We start from the raw sequence: 16,197 nt of genomic DNA, 5'->3' as shown, positions 1-16,197 counted from the left end.
GTCCTTGTCATCGGGCTCGATCATCGCGGATGGTCGGCTTGACGCGGCGCGCGGCGCTCGGGATGGTCCTGCTCCCTGCCGTGGTCCCAGACGCGCATGCCCGCTTTGTCAGCCGAACGTCGCCGCGAGATCGAACGCGGGTTTCTCGTGGCTCTCGCGCGGGCTTTCGGCGGCGCGATCGTGTTCGTCCTGCCCGTCCTGATGACGATGGAGATGTGGCAGCTCGGCGGAAGCATGGAGCCGGGCCGCCTCATGCTGCTGCTGCTCGCGGTGCTGCCGCTGCTGGTGGGGCTGTCGCACTACATCGGCTTCCAGGAGACCGAGACGTGGCTCGACGACGTGCGCGACGCGCTGGTCGCGCTGCTCGTCGGATTCGTGACGTCGACGGTGGTGCTGACGCTGTTCGGGGTGATCGGCCCGTCGCAGTCCCTCGACGAGATGCTCGGGGCGATCGTGATCCAGGCGGTGCCAGCGAGCTTCGGGGCGGTGATCGCTCAGGGGCAACTCGGACAGGGCGATGAGGCTGACCGCAGCCGCAACCGTCGCGCCGGCTATGCGGGCGATCTGCTGTTCCTGGCCGCCGGCGCGGTCTTCCTGTGCTTCAACATCGCCCCGACCGAGGAGGTCGACCTGATCGCCGCCTCGATGACGCCCTTCCACGCGCTGGCGCTGGTCGCGCTTTCGATCGTCTCGATGCACGCGATCGTCTACTCGGTGCAGTTCCGCGGGCAGGCGGCGCTGCGCCCCGAGGGGCTCGGCTTCTTCAGCCTGTTCGTCTGCTACACGCTCGCCGGCTACGCCGTCGCGCTGCTGGTCTGCGCCGCCATGCTGTGGGATTTCGGCCGGCTCGAAGGGCTCGGCCCGGGAGCGGCGCTCCGCCTCGTGGTCGTGCTCGGCTTCCCGGCCTCGATCGGCGCCGCCTTCGCGCGGCTGATCGTCGGAGGGCAGAGCTGATGGCGCAGCCCCGGTCGCAGGACGAGTCGCGGTCCGACGCGCCGCCGCGCGCCGTCGGGCGGCTCGAATGGGCGGTCGGCGCGGTCGGGGCGCTGGTCACGCTCGCCGTGTTCGGCCTGTTGGGCAGGGAGGCGCTGAGCTACCACCCTGCCGCTCCGGATCTCGTGGCGCGCGTCACCGCGATCGACAGGAACGAGAGCGGCTACGTGGTGATCTTCGAAACCGAGAACCGCGGCCCTTCGGCGGCCGCGGAGGTCGTGATCCGGGCCACGCTCAGGAAGGGCGACCAGATCGCCGAACAGGCCGAAGCGACGCTCGACTACGTACCGCGGCATTCGAGCCGCAAGGCCGGCTTCGTGCTGCGGGAAGACCCGGGCGCCGGCGCGCTGGAACTCGCCCCCATCTCTTACCGTGAGCCGTGACATGACGTCCTCCGAGCTTTCCGTCCGCGCTCCCAAGGTCGCCGAGGCGGCGCGCCTGCTGATCGAGGCGCGGGCGTCCCGCCAGCCGATCCAGGCGCCGCCGCCGGAGCTGGCGCCGGCGGACGAGGCGGAAGCCTGGGCGATCCACGAGGCTGTCGTGGCCAGCCTCGGGCCGGTCGTCGCCTGGAAGACCGGGGCCCCGACGCCGGAGGCCGAGCCCGGCATGGGGTTGATAACTGCCGACACGGTGCGGCCGAGCCCGGCCGCCGTCGCGGCGGACGCCTTCCTGCTCGGCGCCGTGGAGGCGGAGATCGCCGTCACGCTCGGGCGCGACCTTGGGCCCCGCGCCGAGCCCTATTCGCCGGAGGAGGTGCTGGACGCGGTCCGCACCTGGCACGCCGCCATCGAGGTCCTCGACACCGCCTTCGCGGACTGGGCGGCGACGCCTGCGGTGTGGAGGATCGCCGACCGGCAGAGCCACGGCCTGCTGGTGCTCGGCGCCGGGGCGGCCGAACGGCCGAGCGTCCCGCTCGCGCGGCTGCCGGTCGTCCTGACCATCGACGGCGAGACCGCGTTCGCCCATGAGGGCGGCAACACCGGGGGAGACCCTGTCCGTCTGCTCACCCATCTGGCCAACGCCCGGCGCGGATCCGGCCGGCCCCTGATGGCGGGCGACGTGGTCACGACCGGATCGACGACCCCGTTTCTGCGGGCGGCGCCGGGCCAGCGCGTGCGGGCGATCTTCGAGGGTCTGCCGGAAGCCGAGCTGACCATCTCGCCCGCTTAAGCGCCGGGGCGGACTATGTTACCGTTCTGAATGAATATTCATGGAACTGCTGCGGCGCATGAACGTTTAGTTGCGCCGCAATACCTGCGGGCGGCGGAGCGCGCTGGTTGTCCTTCAAATAGCGTGTCCGTTGATGGCCTTTGAGACCACAGGTCATTGACCCGCCATCTTCCCCCGTTATTTGGCCTCCCTTGGGGTGAGGCGGCGCGCCGGTCCCGGACGGGCGCGCGATCTAGACGAAGCAAGGATGATCATGAAGACGACGAGGATTCTTCTGCTCGCCGGCACGGTTCTGCCGGCCGTCGCTCTCGCCGCTCCCAGTTTTGCGCAGACCGCGACCTCGGGCGCGCCCATCGTCCTCGCGCAGGGACTGAATCCGGAAGCGGGCGGCGGCGACAGCGATCGCAAGAGCCGCAGGTCAGAAGAGGGTGGGTCCGAGCGCGGCCACAGGTCGAAGCCGGATCGCGGCGACAGCGGGGACAGCGGCGAACGCCCGTCCAAGCGGAAGGAGTCGCAGGACGATTCGATGCGCGAGATGCGCCAGCCGAAGGCGGATTCGACGGACTCCCGCAGCGAGCGCAAGAAGAGCGATCCGGAGCAGCGCCAGACCGACAAGCCGAGCCGTGAGAAGCGGGATCTGTTGGGCCCCGACCGGGCCGCGGGCGACGCCGGCGACAAGTCCGACGCGCGCGAGAAGAAGCAGCGCGCCAAGGAGAGCGGCGACGCCAATACGGCCGGCGACTCCAAGAGCCAGAACATCTTCGACCGCAAGGATCGGTCTGCGGAGCCGCGCGACAAGTCCAAGGACAAGAAGGACGCTGAAAGCTCGGACCGTGACTCCAAGGGTCGGAAGGACAGGCCTGAGGAGCTCCGAGGCGACTCCAAGGACAAGGCGGAATCCGAAAAAGGCCGGGACGCAGGCGACCGTAAGGACCGTCTGCAGGAACTGCGCGACAAGCGTGACGATCGCGGCGCCGACAAGGAGCGGGACCGCTCCGACGCGCGGGACAAGGAGAGGGATCGCGACCAGCAGGGCGACCGCCGGGACCGCCTGCAGGAGCTTCGGGACGATCGCGACCGCAACCGCGGAGACCGTCCTGACGCGCGCGACAACCGTGATCGGCCAGGCGACCGCGACGCGCGCGATCGGCGCGACGACCGCGACGCCAGCCCCGATCGGCGGCGCGAGCGCTTCGAGGAGCGGCTGCGCGAGCGCCGGGACGATCGTGACGATCGTGCGCGGGACCGCCGCGAGCGCCGCATCGACGACCTGCGCTCCGAGCGTCGCGAGCGGCGCGAGGGCGACCGGTTGATCATCACCGAGCCCGGCGGCCGGACGATCATCCGTGAGGGCGACCGCACCGTGATCCGGCGCGACGAGAGCGAACGCTTCCGCTACGGCGCGCGCGATTTCCGTGAGGAGCGCAGGGGCGGGGAAATCCGCCGCATCGCGGAACGGCCCGACGGCTCGCAGGTGATCACCATCACCGACGAGGACGGGCGTCTCATCCGGCGCGTCCGTCGCTATCGAGGCGAGGAATACGTGCTGATCGACAACCGGCCGCGCGGCGCGCGCACCGGCGTGTTCGTGAACCTCGACCTCGCCCCGCCGCGCATCACGATCCCGCGCGAGGAGTACGTGGTCGACGCCGACGACGCGTCTTACGAGGTGATCGAACGGACCTTCATGGCGCCGCCGGTCGAACGGCTCGAGCGCAGCTATTCGCTGGACGAGATTCGGCAGAACGCCCCGCTGCGCGAACGCGTCCGCAGCGTGGATCTCGACACGATCACCTTCGACACGGGCTCCTGGGAGGTCCGCGACGATCAGATCAAGAAGCTCGAGAATGTCGGCCTCGCGATGGAGGAGGCCGTGAAGAAGAACCCCAGGACGGTGTTCATGATCGAGGGCCACACCGACGCGGTGGGCAGCGACGACGACAACCTGTCGCTCTCCGACCGGCGAGCGGAGTCGGTGGCCGAGATCCTCACCAAGTACTTCGACATCCCGGCGGAGAATCTCACCACGCAGGGCTATGGCGAGCAGTACCTGAAGGTGAAGACCGAGGCGGCGGAGGAGCGCAATCGCCGCGTCACCGTCCGCAACATCACGCCTCTGCTGAGCAGCAGCGCCAACTGAGCCAAACGCTCGGACGTCTGAAGGGCGCGGGACGCTTCGGCTCCCGCGCCCTTCTTCTTTTCGCAGCGCCGTTGGCGGCGCTCCCTGTCGCGCTAGCTCAACCTCAAGTGCGGGCGAGGGAGTTCGGGATGGCTGCGATTGACATGGGATCTGCGCCTGCCGCTACGCGAGAGCCGACCCTCGACCGCTCGGTCACCCTTTGGCAGGTGACGCTTTACGGCCTCGGCAGCATGCTGGGCGCCGGCATCTATGGCCTGGTCGGTCAGGCCGCGAAGGATCTCGGCAGCGCGATCTGGATCGGCTTTCTGGTCAGCATGGTCGCGGCGATGCTGACCGGCCTGTCCTACGCCAACATCGTGTCGCGATATCCCAAGGCGGGCGGGGCCGCCTACGTCACCCAGCGCGCCTATGGAGCGCCGCTGCTCAGCTACGTCGTCGGCCTGACGGTCGTTTGCTCCGGCCTGACATCGATCGCCACCCAGTCGAACGTGGTGGCTCAGGGCCTGCAGCAGTTGTTCGGCGGCTCGTTCCTGCCGACCTGGGTGCTGGCGCTCGGCTTCCTGCTGCTGGTGGCGGCCGTCCTGCTCCGCGGGATCAAGGAGTCGATGTGGGCCAATGTCGTCTGCACCATCGTGGAGGCCGGCGGACTGATCCTCGTGGTGCTGGTCGGCTTCAGCTACTGGGGCACGAACAGCCTGCTGGAGTTCCCGCCGCAGGAGGGTGGGGACAGCGGCGCCGCCGGCCTGGCGCTGCTCGTGATGCAGGGCGCGGTGCTGACCTTCTTCTCCTTCATCGGCTTCGAGGACATGCTGAACGTCTCCGAGGAGGTGAAGAACCCGAGCCGGAACATGCCGCTCGCCATCGTGTTCGCGATGCTGGCCGCGACCATCATCTACATGGCGATCGCGATCACCGCCGTCTCGGTGATGCACTGGAGCGAACTCGCTGGATCCGAGGGTCTGGCGCTGGTCGCGGTCGTCGAGAAGGCCGCGCCCTGGCTCCCCCCGGCGCTGTTCACCGCGATCAGCATCTTCGCCGTGTCCAACACCGCCCTCGTCAACTGGATCATGGGCTCGCGCCTGCTCTACGGCATGTCCAAGCAGGGCCTGATGCCGGCGGCGCTCGGCCGCGTGCATCCGACCCGCCGGACGCCGCATGTCGCCATCCTGGCGCTGCTCGTGGTGGTGGCGGCTCTCGCGATGGTCGGCGACATCAAGGAGCTCGCCTCGGCCACGGTGCTGCTTCTGCTCAGCGTGTTCACCGTCGTGAACGTGGCGCTCGTGGTGCTAAAGCGCCGCCCCTCGGAAAGAACGGGAGAGTTCGAGGTCCCGGTCTTCGTGCCGATGCTGGGAGCGGCCGTCTGCGCCGCGCTGATCCTGGTGCGGCTCGGTCAGGGCAGCTGGACCGCGCCCGTGATCGCGATCGGCCTCCTGCTCGCGATCGCGGCTCTCTACTTCATCACCGGAGCGGGACGGGACCAGGCCCGGCTTCGTCGCTTCATCGAGCAGGACGAGGCCATGTCGGGGTCGTGACGCGATCATGAAGATCGCGCTCGTCATCAACAGGTCGTCGGGCGCACTTCTCGGGCTGACGGATGCGCCACGCGACCTGGAGCGGAAGCTCGCGGACGCCGGCTTCGACGTCGGAGCCGTTCTCGACGGGGACGCCAGCGACCTCGTCGCGCGGGCAGAGCATGCCGCCAGTCTGCCGGTAGAGGCGGTGATCACGGCGGGCGGGGACGGCACCATCATGACCGCCGCCCAGGCGCTCGCTGGCGCCGGCAAGGCTTTGGGGCCGCTGCCGCTCGGCACGATGAACCTGCTCGCCCGGGACCTCGGCATTCCGCTCGACCTCGATGAGGCGATCGTGGCGCTGGCCTCCGCCGAGCGCATCCCGATCGACCTCGGGGAGGTGAACGGACACGTTTTCCTCTGCAACTCCATGCTCGGCGTGCCCGCGCGCCTGGCCGAGCGGCGCGAGCGCGGGCGGCAGAACATGGGCGTGACGGGCTGGTGGCGGCTGGTGGTGGCGGGGCTGAAAGGCCTCTACCGCTACCCGCCGCTGCGCGTTGGGCTGGACCTGGGGCAGGGGCCCGTCACCTTTCGCTCCAAGGCGATCGTGGTCGCGAACAACGCCTATGACGAGGGCTTCGGGCATTTTCTCAGCCGCTCGCGCCTCGACCGGGGCGAACTCGCGCTCTACGTGACGCGGCATCTCAGCGCCTGGCCGCTCATCCGCATTTCGGCGCGGGTCGCCATCGGAAACTGGAGGCAGGACCCCGACATCGAGACCTTCGCGGTGCGAGAGCTCACCGTGACGAGCCGGCGCAAGCTCCTGCGGGTGATGAACGACGGAGAGACGATGCTGCTGAAGCCTCCGCTTCTCTATCGGATCCGCCCGAAGGCGCTGCTGGCGCTCCGCCCGCACGGCGAGGAATCGGCGGCGCCGGAGGCGGCCGCATGACCCGGATCGTGCATCTCTCCGACCTGCATTTCGACCGGGTGGACCAACGCGTCGTCCAGGCGCTCCGGGACGAGATCAACGCCGATCCGCCTGACCTGATCGCGGTGTCGGGGGACCTGACGCAGCGCGCTCACCGGCATGAGTACCGCTCGTCCGGCGCCTTCCTCCGCAGCCTGAACGCTCCCGTTCTGGCGGTGCCGGGGAACCATGACATCACCTACCTGAACATGCTCGAGCGCTTCCTGGACCCCTACCGGCGGTGGAGGCGCTTCGTTTCGCGCGACGTCGAGCCGATCTGGCGCGACGATACGGTCGCGGTCGTCGGGCTCAACACCGCCCGCCGGTTCACCTTCGGGCTCGACTGGTCGAAAGGCCGCTACGGCGTCGGACAACTCAGGAAGTTCAGGAGGCGCGTCCAGGAGCTGCCGCCGAATCTGTTCCGCATCGTCGTCGCTCACCATCCGCTTCATCCGCCGGAGACCGAGCCCGAGCTCGCCATCGTAGGCCGGGCCGAAAGGGCCCTGGCGTGCTTTCAGAAGCTGCGGATCGGGCTCGTCCTTTCGGGCCATCTGCATCGCGATTACGTCCACACCCATGCGGTCGAGGCTGAGGACGACACGCGCATGCTGATCGTGCAGGCCTCGACGGCGACGTCGACGCGCCTCAGGGGCGAACCCAACGCCTATCACCGGCTGACGGTCGAGCCGTCCGGGCAGGTGCTCATCGAGGTCCGCGCCTGGGACGGGGAGCGCTGGCGCACGGCGCGCGCGCGGGAGCAGGGGGCCCGGCTCACGCGGCCCTCCGCCGAGCCGGCCGCCGCCGAGAGCAGGGCGCCGGCGTCCACCGGCGCCGAAGCGTAGGCGGGGCCAGAGGCCGCGCGCATTGCGTTAGGCGTCGTGATCCGCCATTTGAAGGGCATTCCTCTCCAACGGCGCAGGAACGGGCGAAGGCTGGCCATGCGGTCTCCGCCGAAGGCGCGGCGCGGGAGGCTGCAGCATCCGGGCGCCGCCCGCTCACGCCGATCAGAGCCGAATGACCGATCTCGCCGTTTCGACCGCCGCCACGCCGCTCGCCCGCCAGGTCGAGCGTCGCCGCACCTTCGCGATCATCTCCCATCCGGACGCCGGCAAGACGACGCTGACGGAGAAGCTGCTGATGTTCGGCGGCGCCATCCAGTTGGCCGGTCAGGTGCGCGCCAAGGGCGAGCGCCGTCGCACGCGGTCGGACTGGATGAACATCGAGCGGGAGCGCGGCATCTCGGTGGTGACCTCGGTCATGACCTTCGAGTACCGCGACTGCGTGTTCAACCTGCTCGACACGCCGGGCCATGAGGACTTCTCGGAAGACACCTACCGGACGCTGACGGCGGTCGATTCCGCCGTCATGGTGATCGACGCCGCGAAGGGCATCGAGGAGCGCACCCGCAAGCTGTTCGAGGTGTGCCGCCTGCGCGACATCCCGATCGTGACCTTCGTCAACAAGATGGACCGCGAGAGCCGCGACCCGTTCGAGATCCTGGACGAGATCGAGAGCACGCTCGCACTCGACGTCGCGCCGCTCACCTGGCCGATCGGGCGCGGCCGCGATTTCGCCGGGACCTATGAGCTTCAGACCGGGCGCATCCGGCTCGTCGACAGCGGCGATTCCATCTCCGGAACCGGCATGGAGGCGCTCAAGGGCCTGGTCTCGGCCGACCGGCTCACTGAGGTCACCGAGGAGCTCGAGCTTGCGGCCGGCGCGCTCAAGCCCTTCGATCTCGCCTCGTTCCGCGAGGGCCACCAGACCCCGGTGTTCTTCGGCTCCGCGCTCAGGAACTTCGGTGTGCGGGACCTGCTCGACGGCCTCGCCGACCTGGCGCCCGCGCCGCAGGGGCTGGACAGCGACAAGCGGCCGGTGAGGCCGGCCGAGGACCGGATGACGGCCTTCGTCTTCAAGGTCCAGGCGAACATGGACCCCAACCATCGAGATCGTATCGCGTTCGTAAGGCTTTGCTCGGGCAAGCTCAGGCGCGGCATGAAGGTGCTTCAGACGCGCACGGCCAAAACGATCGGGCTTCACGCGCCGCAGTTCTTCTTCGCTCAGGACCGCGCGCTCGCCGAGGAAGCCTATGCGGGCGACGTGGTGGGCATCCCGAACCACGGACTGCTGCGCATCGGCGACACGCTGACCGAGGGCGAGGACATCTCCTTCCTCGGCGTGCCGAGCTTCGCGCCCGAAATCCTGCGCCGGGTGCGGCTCGAGGACGCGATGAAGGCCAAGAAGCTCAAGCAGGCGCTGCAGGAGCTGGCCGAAGAGGGCGTCGTGCAGGTGTTCCGCCCGCTTGACGGCTCCCCGGCGCTGGTGGGCGTCGTCGGGCCGCTTCAGCTCGACGTGCTCACCGGGCGCCTGGCCGCCGAGTATGGGCTCGAGGTCGGTTTCGAGCAGAGCCAGTACGCGCTCGCCCGATGGGTCTCCGGGCCCGAGAAAGATCTTCAGGAGTTCCTCAACGCCAACCGCGGCAACGTCGCCGAGGATCTCGACGGCGACCCGGTGCTGCTGGCCGGAAGCGCCTTCCAGATGACCCGCGCCAAGGAGCGCTGGGAGAAGGTGGCGTTCCTGGACGTCAAGGACGTGCGCAAGGTGGCCGCGTAAGCCCCGGGCGCCGGGCTCAGGCGGAGACGGTTTCGCGTTCCTTGACGCCCTCGAAGCAGGGGCGGCGCTTGGCGAGTTCGACCGCGACATAGTCCATGAAGGCGCGCACCCGCGCGCTCGACCGCAGATCCGGATGCGTCAGGATCCAGAGTCCCGGCGGCTGCTGGCCGGGCGGATCGTAGAGCCGGACCAGGTTCGGGAAGCGGTTGCCGATGAAGCAGGGCAGCGGGCCCACGCCGACGCCCGCGCCGATCGCCTCCGCCATGCCGAGCACCGTCGAGAGGCGATAGACCACCCTGTGCTCGCCCACGACGTCGCGCAGCCAGCGCTGCAGCGGCGCGAGGATGTCGCCGGGCCCGATCCAGGGCATATCGTCGAGCTCTTCGATGGTCGAGACCGGCTTGAGCGGGGCAGGGCCGTAGACGGCCCAGAAGATCCCGGCGAGCCGGCGCCCGACCAACGTCTCCGGCGGCGAGGACGTCACCCGCAGCGCGATGTCGGCGTCGCGCTTCGACAGATTGAGCACCGCGTTCCCGACCACGATGTCGAGCGTGATCTCCGGATAGGCCTTGCGGAAGCCGGCGAGCACGTCGGTCAGGGCGTGGATCAGCAGCGTGTCGTTGGTGGTGACCCGGAGCTCGCCCGTAGGTGCGAGGTCCTGGCCGGACACCCGGCGTTCGAAGGCGATGATGTCGTCTGCCATCCGGTCGGCGATGCCGGCCATCTCTTCGCCGGCCGGCGTCAGCCCGTAGCCCGCGCGGCCGCGCTCGAACAGGCGCGCCCCGAGCCGGTCCTCCAACGCCCCCAGCCGCCGAAACACGGTTGAGGCGTTGACGCCGAGGAACTCCGCGGCGCCGGCGAGGGAGCGCCGCTCCGAGATCGCCTTCACGAGGCGAAAATCATCCCAGGCAAGCATGAATGGGGTGGTCCCGAAGATTGCGCGATTGCGCCCGCGCAAGGGATTTAGCCGAATACGAGACAAAAGTCATTGGCGTGACGGTCCGGCCCTCAGGCCCGGCCAAACCGCAGCCCCGGCGCGGGCCGCTCCTCCACCACCTCGCGGCGGAAGCGGTAGAGCTTCGCGGGCCGGCCGCCGGTCGCGGTCTCGGCGCCGCCGGTCGGCTCCACCAGCGCCGCGCTCTCGACCAGCCGGCGAAAGTTCTGCTTGTGCAGCTTTCTGCCGGCTATCGCCTCGACGGTCTGCTGGAGCGCCGTCAGGGTGAAGCGAGGCGGCATGAGCTCGAACACCACCGGCCGGTATTTCAGCTTGCCCCGCAGGCGCCCCATCGCGGTCGCCAGGATCCGGCGGTGGTCGGCCTGCATGGGCTCGCCCAGCCGGGGCAGTTCGCCGCGCGCGAGCGCCGCCGGGCGGCCGTCCCGCTTGGCCTCCTCCACCAGCCCGGCTTCATAGAGGAGCTCGTAGCGGTCGAGCACCTTCTCTTCGTCCCAGGGCGAGCCGTCGAAGCCGAAGCAGAGTCGCGCCCTGACGAGGCGGGGGAGGTCGCGGCCGGTCCCGGCCTCGGGGGCCTCCGCCGTCCAGCGGCTGAGCGCCGGCAGGATCGCGGCGTCGAGCACCTCGGGTCTGCGTCGCCGCCAGTCCTCCCAGGGGAAGAAGCCGTACCACGGGCGAAAGGCCGCGCCGGCGGCCGCCAGCGCCGCGCCGTCGCGCGGCCTGCGCGTCAGCGCGAGATAGCCGATCGAAACCGTGTGCGGCCCGACCTCGTCCGGACTCTTCACGCGTCCACGGTCCCCGAACGTGTAGAGCTGCTCGACATAGCCGAGCTCCAGCGCGGTCTGCTCCGCGACCGAGGCGCGGAGCGCGATCTCCAGGGTGCGGCGGCGGCGCGGGTCGAACGGACCGGCCGGCAGCGCCGCCAGATCATCCTGCGAACGGGCGACCAGGATTTCCGGGGCGTCGCGCTCGACCGCGACCACCGCGGCCGACAGGCCGATCTCGATGTTCGGCCGATCGCTCACGACGCGCCCGCCGGATGGAGCGCGAAGGGCGCGCCCTCGAAAGCGTCTTCTCCCCGGCCGATGGCGGCGATCGCCTCCGCCATCCGTCCGCCCCGGCCGAGGGCGTCGTCCGCGAGGCTTACGATCAGCCGGTTCGGCGTCGCCATCGGGCTGGCGCGCCGGAGCTCGGCCGCAAGCTCCCGCTCGTCGCGGGCGGGCTCGCGGGCGCAGGCGATCGCGTAGGCCATCGCCGTCGAGCGGCTGACCCCGGCGTAGCAATGCACCACGAGCGGCTCCGGGCGGCTCGCGAAGTCCAGCGCTTGCCGCACATGCGCTTCGCCCGGCGGGACATGCCCGTGGCGCGGCTCGACGATGTCATGGAAGCGCAAGGTGAGGTGATCGGCGACGGCCGTCCCGTCCAGGCGCGGCGCGGCCGCGCCCTCCGAGAGAAGCGACAGCACGCGCCGGGCCCGCGTCGCGGCGAGGGTCTCGGCCAGGCGGGAGAGCGGACACACGATGATCACGACGGCGAGCCTAGCTCGCGGCCGGGCTGGAGGACATGGCGACCATCGGCGCGGGCGGGACCGGCGTTCACGACGCCAGGGCGGAGAAACGTTCCAGGAAACGGGCCTCCGCCTCGGACGCGGGCCACGGGGTGAGGTCGGCGTTGGCGGGAGCGCCGTCGGGCCGCCCGAAGAACTTCCGCGCCTCCTCGACGGAAAAACCCGCGAGCCGCGTCGCCTCGAGAAAGGCGGCGGTCGCATCGGCGCGCTTGATGAGCTTCAGCGTGGCGGCCGCAGGCTCCGGCGGCAACCCGAAGCGAAGGTGAATGGCCGCCATCAGCCGCTTCTCGACCGCCCTGTACTCGCCCCCCAGGACGGCCTTGAACGGGCTGATCATGTCGCCGATGACGTATTCGGCGGCGTCGTGCAGCAGGGCCGCCACAAGAACCCGCGCATCCGCCTCGGGCGCGAGCCTCCGGGCGATATCCTCCACCAGAAGCGAATGCTGGGCGACGGAGAAGATGTGCTCCCCGGATGTCTGGCCGTTCCAGCGCGCCACCCGCGCCAGGCCGTGCGCGATGTCCGCGATCTCGACGTCAAGCGGCGAGGGGTCGAGCAGGTCCAGTCTCCGTCCCGACAACATGCGTTGCCAGGCGCGCGGGGGCGCAGGGGACTTGCGCTGGACGGGCAGGGAAGGCGACAGCTTTTCGGCCATTGCGCTCTACGACATCCGGCCGCCCCGGGGCGGCCCAACAAAACGAACGACTGAGGGAGAACACCCATGACCGTCACCTACGGACCCGAGCATCTCGCGCTGCAGCAGGAGCACGATTCGCGCGGACTCGCAGAGCTGTGGCAGCAGAAGCTCATACATGGCGAACTGACGCCCGAGGAGCAGGCGTTCATCGCCAGCCGCGACATGTTCTTTCTCGCGACCGTGGACGGCGAGGGCAAGCCGACGGTCTCCTACAAGGGCGGCCCGGTCGGCTTCGTGCGCGTGCTAGACGCCGTGACGCTCGCCTTCCCCGGCTATGACGGCAACGGCATGTTCCTTTCGGCGGGCAATATCGCGACGACCCATTCGGTCGGCATGCTGTTCATCGATTTCGAGACGCCGCATCGACTGCGCGTGCAGGGCGAGGCCGAGGTCGTCCGGGACGGCGAACTGGTGGCGAGCTTCCCGGGCGCGGCCTATGCGCTGCGGGTGCGTGTGACGGACGCCTTCGTCAACTGCGCCCGCTACATCCACCGCTACCGCAGGGTCGAGACCTCGCGCCACGTGCCGCAGGCGAGCGGCGAGCAGCCCCTGGCGGAATGGAAGCGGATCGACTGGGTGCAACCCCATCTTCCCTCGCGCGACCGGGACCCTGCCGCCGCGGCAGGCGAGTTGACGATGGAGGAGTACGGCGCCAAGACCGCCGCCTGCGACACCTGATCGGCCAGCACTGCTGACCTATTCGGCGCCGTCGGTCAGTGAGCGGAGACCCGACGATGACGATGACACGCGAAGGGGCGGCGCCGGCGCGCGCGCGCCCTTGGTACACGATCCTCTATGTCCAGGTGCTGATCGCGGTCGCGTTCGGCATCGCGCTTGGCTACTTCGCGCCGGACATCGGCAAGCAGATGAAGCCGTTCGGCGACGCCTTCATCAAGCTCGTGAAGATGCTGATCGCGCCGATCATCTTCCTGACGGTCGTGCACGGCATCGCCAGCATGAGCGACATGCGGAAGGTCGGCCGGGTCGGCCTCAAGGCGATCATCTATTTCGAGGCGCTGACCACGGTCGCGCTGATCATCGGCCTCGTCGTGGTCAACGTGCTGAAGCCCGGCGCGGGGATGAACGTCGATCCCGCGTCGCTCGACCCCTCCTCGGTCGCCAAGTACCAGCAGGCGGCCCAGGGCCAGACGGTCACCGACTTCTTCCTCCACATCATCCCGGACCAGGTGGTGGGCGCCTTCGCGCAGGGCGAGATCATTCAGGTCCTGCTGATCGCCATCCTGTTCGCCTTCGCGCTGCATTCGCTGGGCGAACGCGGGCGGCCCGTGATGGCGCTGATCGACAGCACGATGGAGGTCTTCTTCCGGATCGTGGCGATCGTCATGCGCGCGGCGCCGGTCGGCGCCTTCGGGGCGATGGCGTTCACCATCGGCTCACAGGGACTGCAGGCGCTCGCCCCGCTGGCTTACCTGATGGGCGCCTTCTACCTGACCTGCCTGATCTTCATCTTCGGCGTGCTGGGGATCGTCGCCTGGGCCACCGGATTCTCGATCTTCAAGTTCGTCCGCTACATCAGCGAGGAACTGCTGATCGTGCTCGGCACCTCCTCCTCTGAGTCCGTGCTGCCGCGCATGCTGGACAAGATGAAGCGCGCGGGGGCGGAGGAATCCGTCGTCGGCCTGGTGATCCCCGCCGGCTACTCGTTCAACCTCGACGGCACCTGCATCTATCTGACGATGGCCGCGATCTTTCTCGCGCAGGCCACCAACACCGAGCAGACCCTGTGGCAGCAGATCGTCATCCTGGCGATTCTGCTGCTCACCTCGAAGGGCGCGGCCGGCGTGACCGGCTCCGGCTTCATCGTGCTCGCGGCGACGTTGCAGTCGGTCGAGCACATCCCGACCGTGGCGATCGCGCTGATCCTCGGGATCGATCGCTTCATGTCGGAGGCCCGCGCGCTCACCAACCTGGTCGGCAACGGGGTCGCCACGCTGGTGGTGGCGAAGTGGGAGGGCGTCCTCGACGAGCGCAAGCTCCACGCCGAGTTGGACGGGCGAAGCGCCGACGAGTCCGCCGGACGACCGGCGGCGGCCTGAGCCGGCGCCGGATTCAGGCCGACGTCAGCTCCGCGTGCCGATGGCAATCGACCACGTGGTCGTTGACCATGCCGACGGCCTGCATGAAGGCGTAGACGATGACGGGACCGCAGAAGGCGAAGCCGCGCTTCTTCAGGTCCTTCGAAAGCGTCTCCGAGAGCGGCGTGGACGCCGGGACCTCCGCCGGGGACGTCCAGCGGTTCACGAGCGGCTCGCCACCCACGAAGCCCCAGAGATAGTCAGAAAAGTCCTCTCCGCGCTCCTGCATGGCGAGATAGGAGCGGGCGGATTTCACCGCCCCCTCGATCTTCGCGCGGGAGCGGACGATGCCGGCGTCGGCCATCAATCGCGCGATGTCGGCTTCGCCGTAGTTGGCGATCCTCTCGGGACGGAAGCCCTCGAACGCCGCGCGAAAGGCTTCCCGCTTCCTGAGGATCGTGATCCAGGCCAAGCCCGCCTGGAAGCCGTCGAGGACGAGCTTCTCGTAGAGCGCTCGGCTGTCGCGCTCGGGCACGCCCCAGTCCTGGTCGTGATAGGCGACATAGAGCGGATCGGTCCCGCACCAGCGGCACCGGCGCTTCCCGTCCGGGTAAGGCGGCGCGACGTCGCTCAAGCGGCGGTCGTTTCCCCGGGGAAGGCGAACCGCGCCCAGGCGGGCTTCTCGATGGTCAGCATGGCGTTGCCCGCGATCAGCGGCACGCCCGCTGCGCGCGCCTCCTCGGCCCGGTCGAGGCGCAGCAGGGCGAGCCCGCGTCCGTCGGCCGACGAACCCATCCGGCCGACCGTCTTGTCCCCTGCCGTCACGGCGGCCCCGACTTCCGGAGGCAGGCCATCCAGCAGCACCGGGGCCACGCGCGTGCGCGCGGTGCCGCGGTGCTCCATGCGGCTGACGACCTCCTGTCCGACATAGCAGCCCTTCTTGAAGTTCACGCCGTTGAGCTGGTCCAGGCAGGCCTCGTGCGGGAAGGCGTCGCCATAGACGAAATCAAGTCCGCCCTGGGGCGCGCCAAGCGCGATGCGGTGCGCGTGCCAGTGTTCTGCGCTCAACGGAGTGACGCCGTCGGGAAGCGCCGCGCCGGCCGGAAGGTACGCGCGGCGGCCGAGAGCGGGGAGGCGGGGGTCGGAGACGATATCGGCGTCGACCTCCGGCAGGAGGCCATCGCCCCAAAGCACGGCGACCTGCCACCGGTCGCTCACATCCTCGATCTCGATCTTCGAGCGGAGCCGGTAAAGCGTCAGCCTGCGCGTCAGATCGGAGATCAGGTGAGCCGGCGCGTCGAGCCGGAAACCGCCGGCGATCGGCGACGCCAGCATGTCGACTATGATCTTGCCTTGTGGCGTCAGCAGCGCCGCATAGGCGGCGTGGCCGGGCTGGAGTCCCGAGACGTTGTTGGTCAGCAGGTTGTCCAGGAACGCTCCGGCCGTAGGTCCGGTGACATGGAGCAGTCCGCGTGAGTCCAGCAAAGCGCCGCGCATCCGGCTTCTCCGTCCGTGTTGCCATCCGCCTCCGGCGAAGGTAGCCACCCC

16 protein-coding genes are annotated in these 16,197 nt (G+C 69.5%); 10 read left to right on the top strand and 6 right to left on the bottom strand.

Features of this window, described 5'->3' with window-relative positions:
• Positions 1–96: 96 nt before the first annotated feature.
• The 8 genes from GGR24_RS06170 to GGR24_RS06135 all read left to right on the top strand — a co-directional run bounded on the left by GGR24_RS06170 (position 97) and on the right by GGR24_RS06135 (position 9,397).
• A complete protein-coding gene (locus GGR24_RS06170; protein ID WP_183394367.1) occupies positions 97–954 on the top strand; it encodes a TIGR02587 family membrane protein in 858 nt (285 codons plus the stop codon).
• Entirely contained in the window at positions 954–1,376 is a 423-nt protein-coding gene (locus tag GGR24_RS06165) for a TIGR02588 family protein (protein WP_183394366.1), read from the top strand. The genes GGR24_RS06170 and GGR24_RS06165 overlap by 1 nt, the downstream gene beginning before the upstream one ends.
• A gap of 1 nt (position 1,377) precedes the next feature.
• Complete coding sequence (locus tag GGR24_RS06160; protein ID WP_183394365.1) at positions 1,378–2,163, top strand: 2-keto-4-pentenoate hydratase; 786 nt, start codon at positions 1,378–1,380, stop codon at positions 2,161–2,163.
• 253 nt (positions 2,164–2,416) lie between these two features.
• Positions 2,417–4,303 carry an OmpA family protein gene (locus GGR24_RS17475; RefSeq protein ID WP_246397946.1) on the top strand — a complete coding sequence of 629 codons (1,887 nt, stop codon included), beginning with the start codon at positions 2,417–2,419 and terminating at the stop codon, positions 4,301–4,303.
• A gap of 128 nt (positions 4,304–4,431) precedes the next feature.
• Positions 4,432–5,835 (top strand): APC family permease, encoded by a 1,404-nt coding sequence (locus GGR24_RS06150; RefSeq protein ID WP_246397945.1) that lies wholly within the window; start codon positions 4,432–4,434, stop codon positions 5,833–5,835.
• 7 nt (positions 5,836–5,842) lie between these two features.
• Entirely contained in the window at positions 5,843–6,766 is a 924-nt protein-coding gene (locus tag GGR24_RS06145; RefSeq protein ID WP_183394364.1) for a diacylglycerol/lipid kinase family protein, read from the top strand.
• The gene (locus GGR24_RS06140; RefSeq protein WP_183394363.1) at positions 6,763–7,626 is read left to right on the top strand and encodes a metallophosphoesterase family protein; all 864 of its coding nucleotides are present in this window, start codon (positions 6,763–6,765) and stop codon (positions 7,624–7,626) included. The genes GGR24_RS06145 and GGR24_RS06140 overlap by 4 nt, the downstream gene beginning before the upstream one ends.
• 172 nt (positions 7,627–7,798) lie before the next feature.
• Entirely contained in the window at positions 7,799–9,397 is a 1,599-nt protein-coding gene (locus GGR24_RS06135; protein WP_183394362.1) for a peptide chain release factor 3, read from the top strand.
• Positions 9,398–9,413: 16 nt separating this feature from the next.
• On the opposite strand, the gene GGR24_RS06130 is transcribed toward GGR24_RS06135, so the two are convergent.
• The 4 genes from GGR24_RS06130 to GGR24_RS06115 all read right to left on the bottom strand — a co-directional run bounded on the left by GGR24_RS06130 (position 9,414) and on the right by GGR24_RS06115 (position 12,571).
• Complete coding sequence (locus GGR24_RS06130; RefSeq protein ID WP_183394361.1) at positions 9,414–10,313, bottom strand: LysR family transcriptional regulator; 900 nt, start codon at positions 10,311–10,313, stop codon at positions 9,414–9,416.
• 92 nt (positions 10,314–10,405) lie between these two features.
• Entirely contained in the window at positions 10,406–11,374 is a 969-nt protein-coding gene (locus GGR24_RS06125) for an NrtR DNA-binding winged helix domain-containing protein (protein ID WP_183394360.1), read from the bottom strand.
• Entirely contained in the window at positions 11,371–11,877 is a 507-nt protein-coding gene (locus GGR24_RS06120) for a protein tyrosine phosphatase (protein WP_183394359.1), read from the bottom strand. The genes GGR24_RS06125 and GGR24_RS06120 overlap by 4 nt, the downstream gene beginning before the upstream one ends.
• A gap of 67 nt (positions 11,878–11,944) precedes the next feature.
• Entirely contained in the window at positions 11,945–12,571 is a 627-nt protein-coding gene (locus GGR24_RS06115; protein ID WP_246397944.1) for an HD domain-containing protein, read from the bottom strand.
• 66 nt (positions 12,572–12,637) lie between these two features.
• On the opposite strand from GGR24_RS06115, the gene GGR24_RS06110 reads away from it, so the two are divergent.
• Both GGR24_RS06110 and GGR24_RS06105 read left to right on the top strand, forming a co-directional pair.
• Positions 12,638–13,291 carry a pyridoxamine 5'-phosphate oxidase family protein gene (locus GGR24_RS06110; protein WP_183394358.1) on the top strand — a complete coding sequence of 218 codons (654 nt, stop codon included), beginning with the start codon at positions 12,638–12,640 and terminating at the stop codon, positions 13,289–13,291.
• A gap of 56 nt (positions 13,292–13,347) precedes the next feature.
• Entirely contained in the window at positions 13,348–14,670 is a 1,323-nt protein-coding gene (locus GGR24_RS06105; RefSeq protein WP_281375291.1) for a C4-dicarboxylate transporter DctA, read from the top strand.
• A gap of 13 nt (positions 14,671–14,683) precedes the next feature.
• Here GGR24_RS06105 and GGR24_RS06100 read toward each other — a convergent pair whose 3' ends face one another.
• Entirely contained in the window at positions 14,684–15,283 is a 600-nt protein-coding gene (locus tag GGR24_RS06100) for a DNA-3-methyladenine glycosylase I (RefSeq protein ID WP_183394357.1), read from the bottom strand.
• Positions 15,280–16,146: a CAF17-like 4Fe-4S cluster assembly/insertion protein YgfZ gene (gene ygfZ, locus GGR24_RS06095; RefSeq protein WP_183394356.1), complete on the bottom strand. Its 867-nt coding sequence runs from the start codon at positions 16,144–16,146 to the stop codon at positions 15,280–15,282. The genes GGR24_RS06100 and ygfZ overlap by 4 nt, the downstream gene beginning before the upstream one ends.
• Between the last annotated feature and the right edge of the window lie 51 nt (positions 16,147–16,197).

The sequence above is a fragment of the Hansschlegelia beijingensis genome (assembly GCF_014196425.1).
Lineage (GTDB): Bacteria > Pseudomonadota > Alphaproteobacteria > Rhizobiales > Methylopilaceae > Methylopila > Methylopila beijingensis.
The sequence above is the reverse complement of the archived record's forward strand: the minus strand, read 5'-3'. Positions and strand labels throughout refer to the sequence as shown.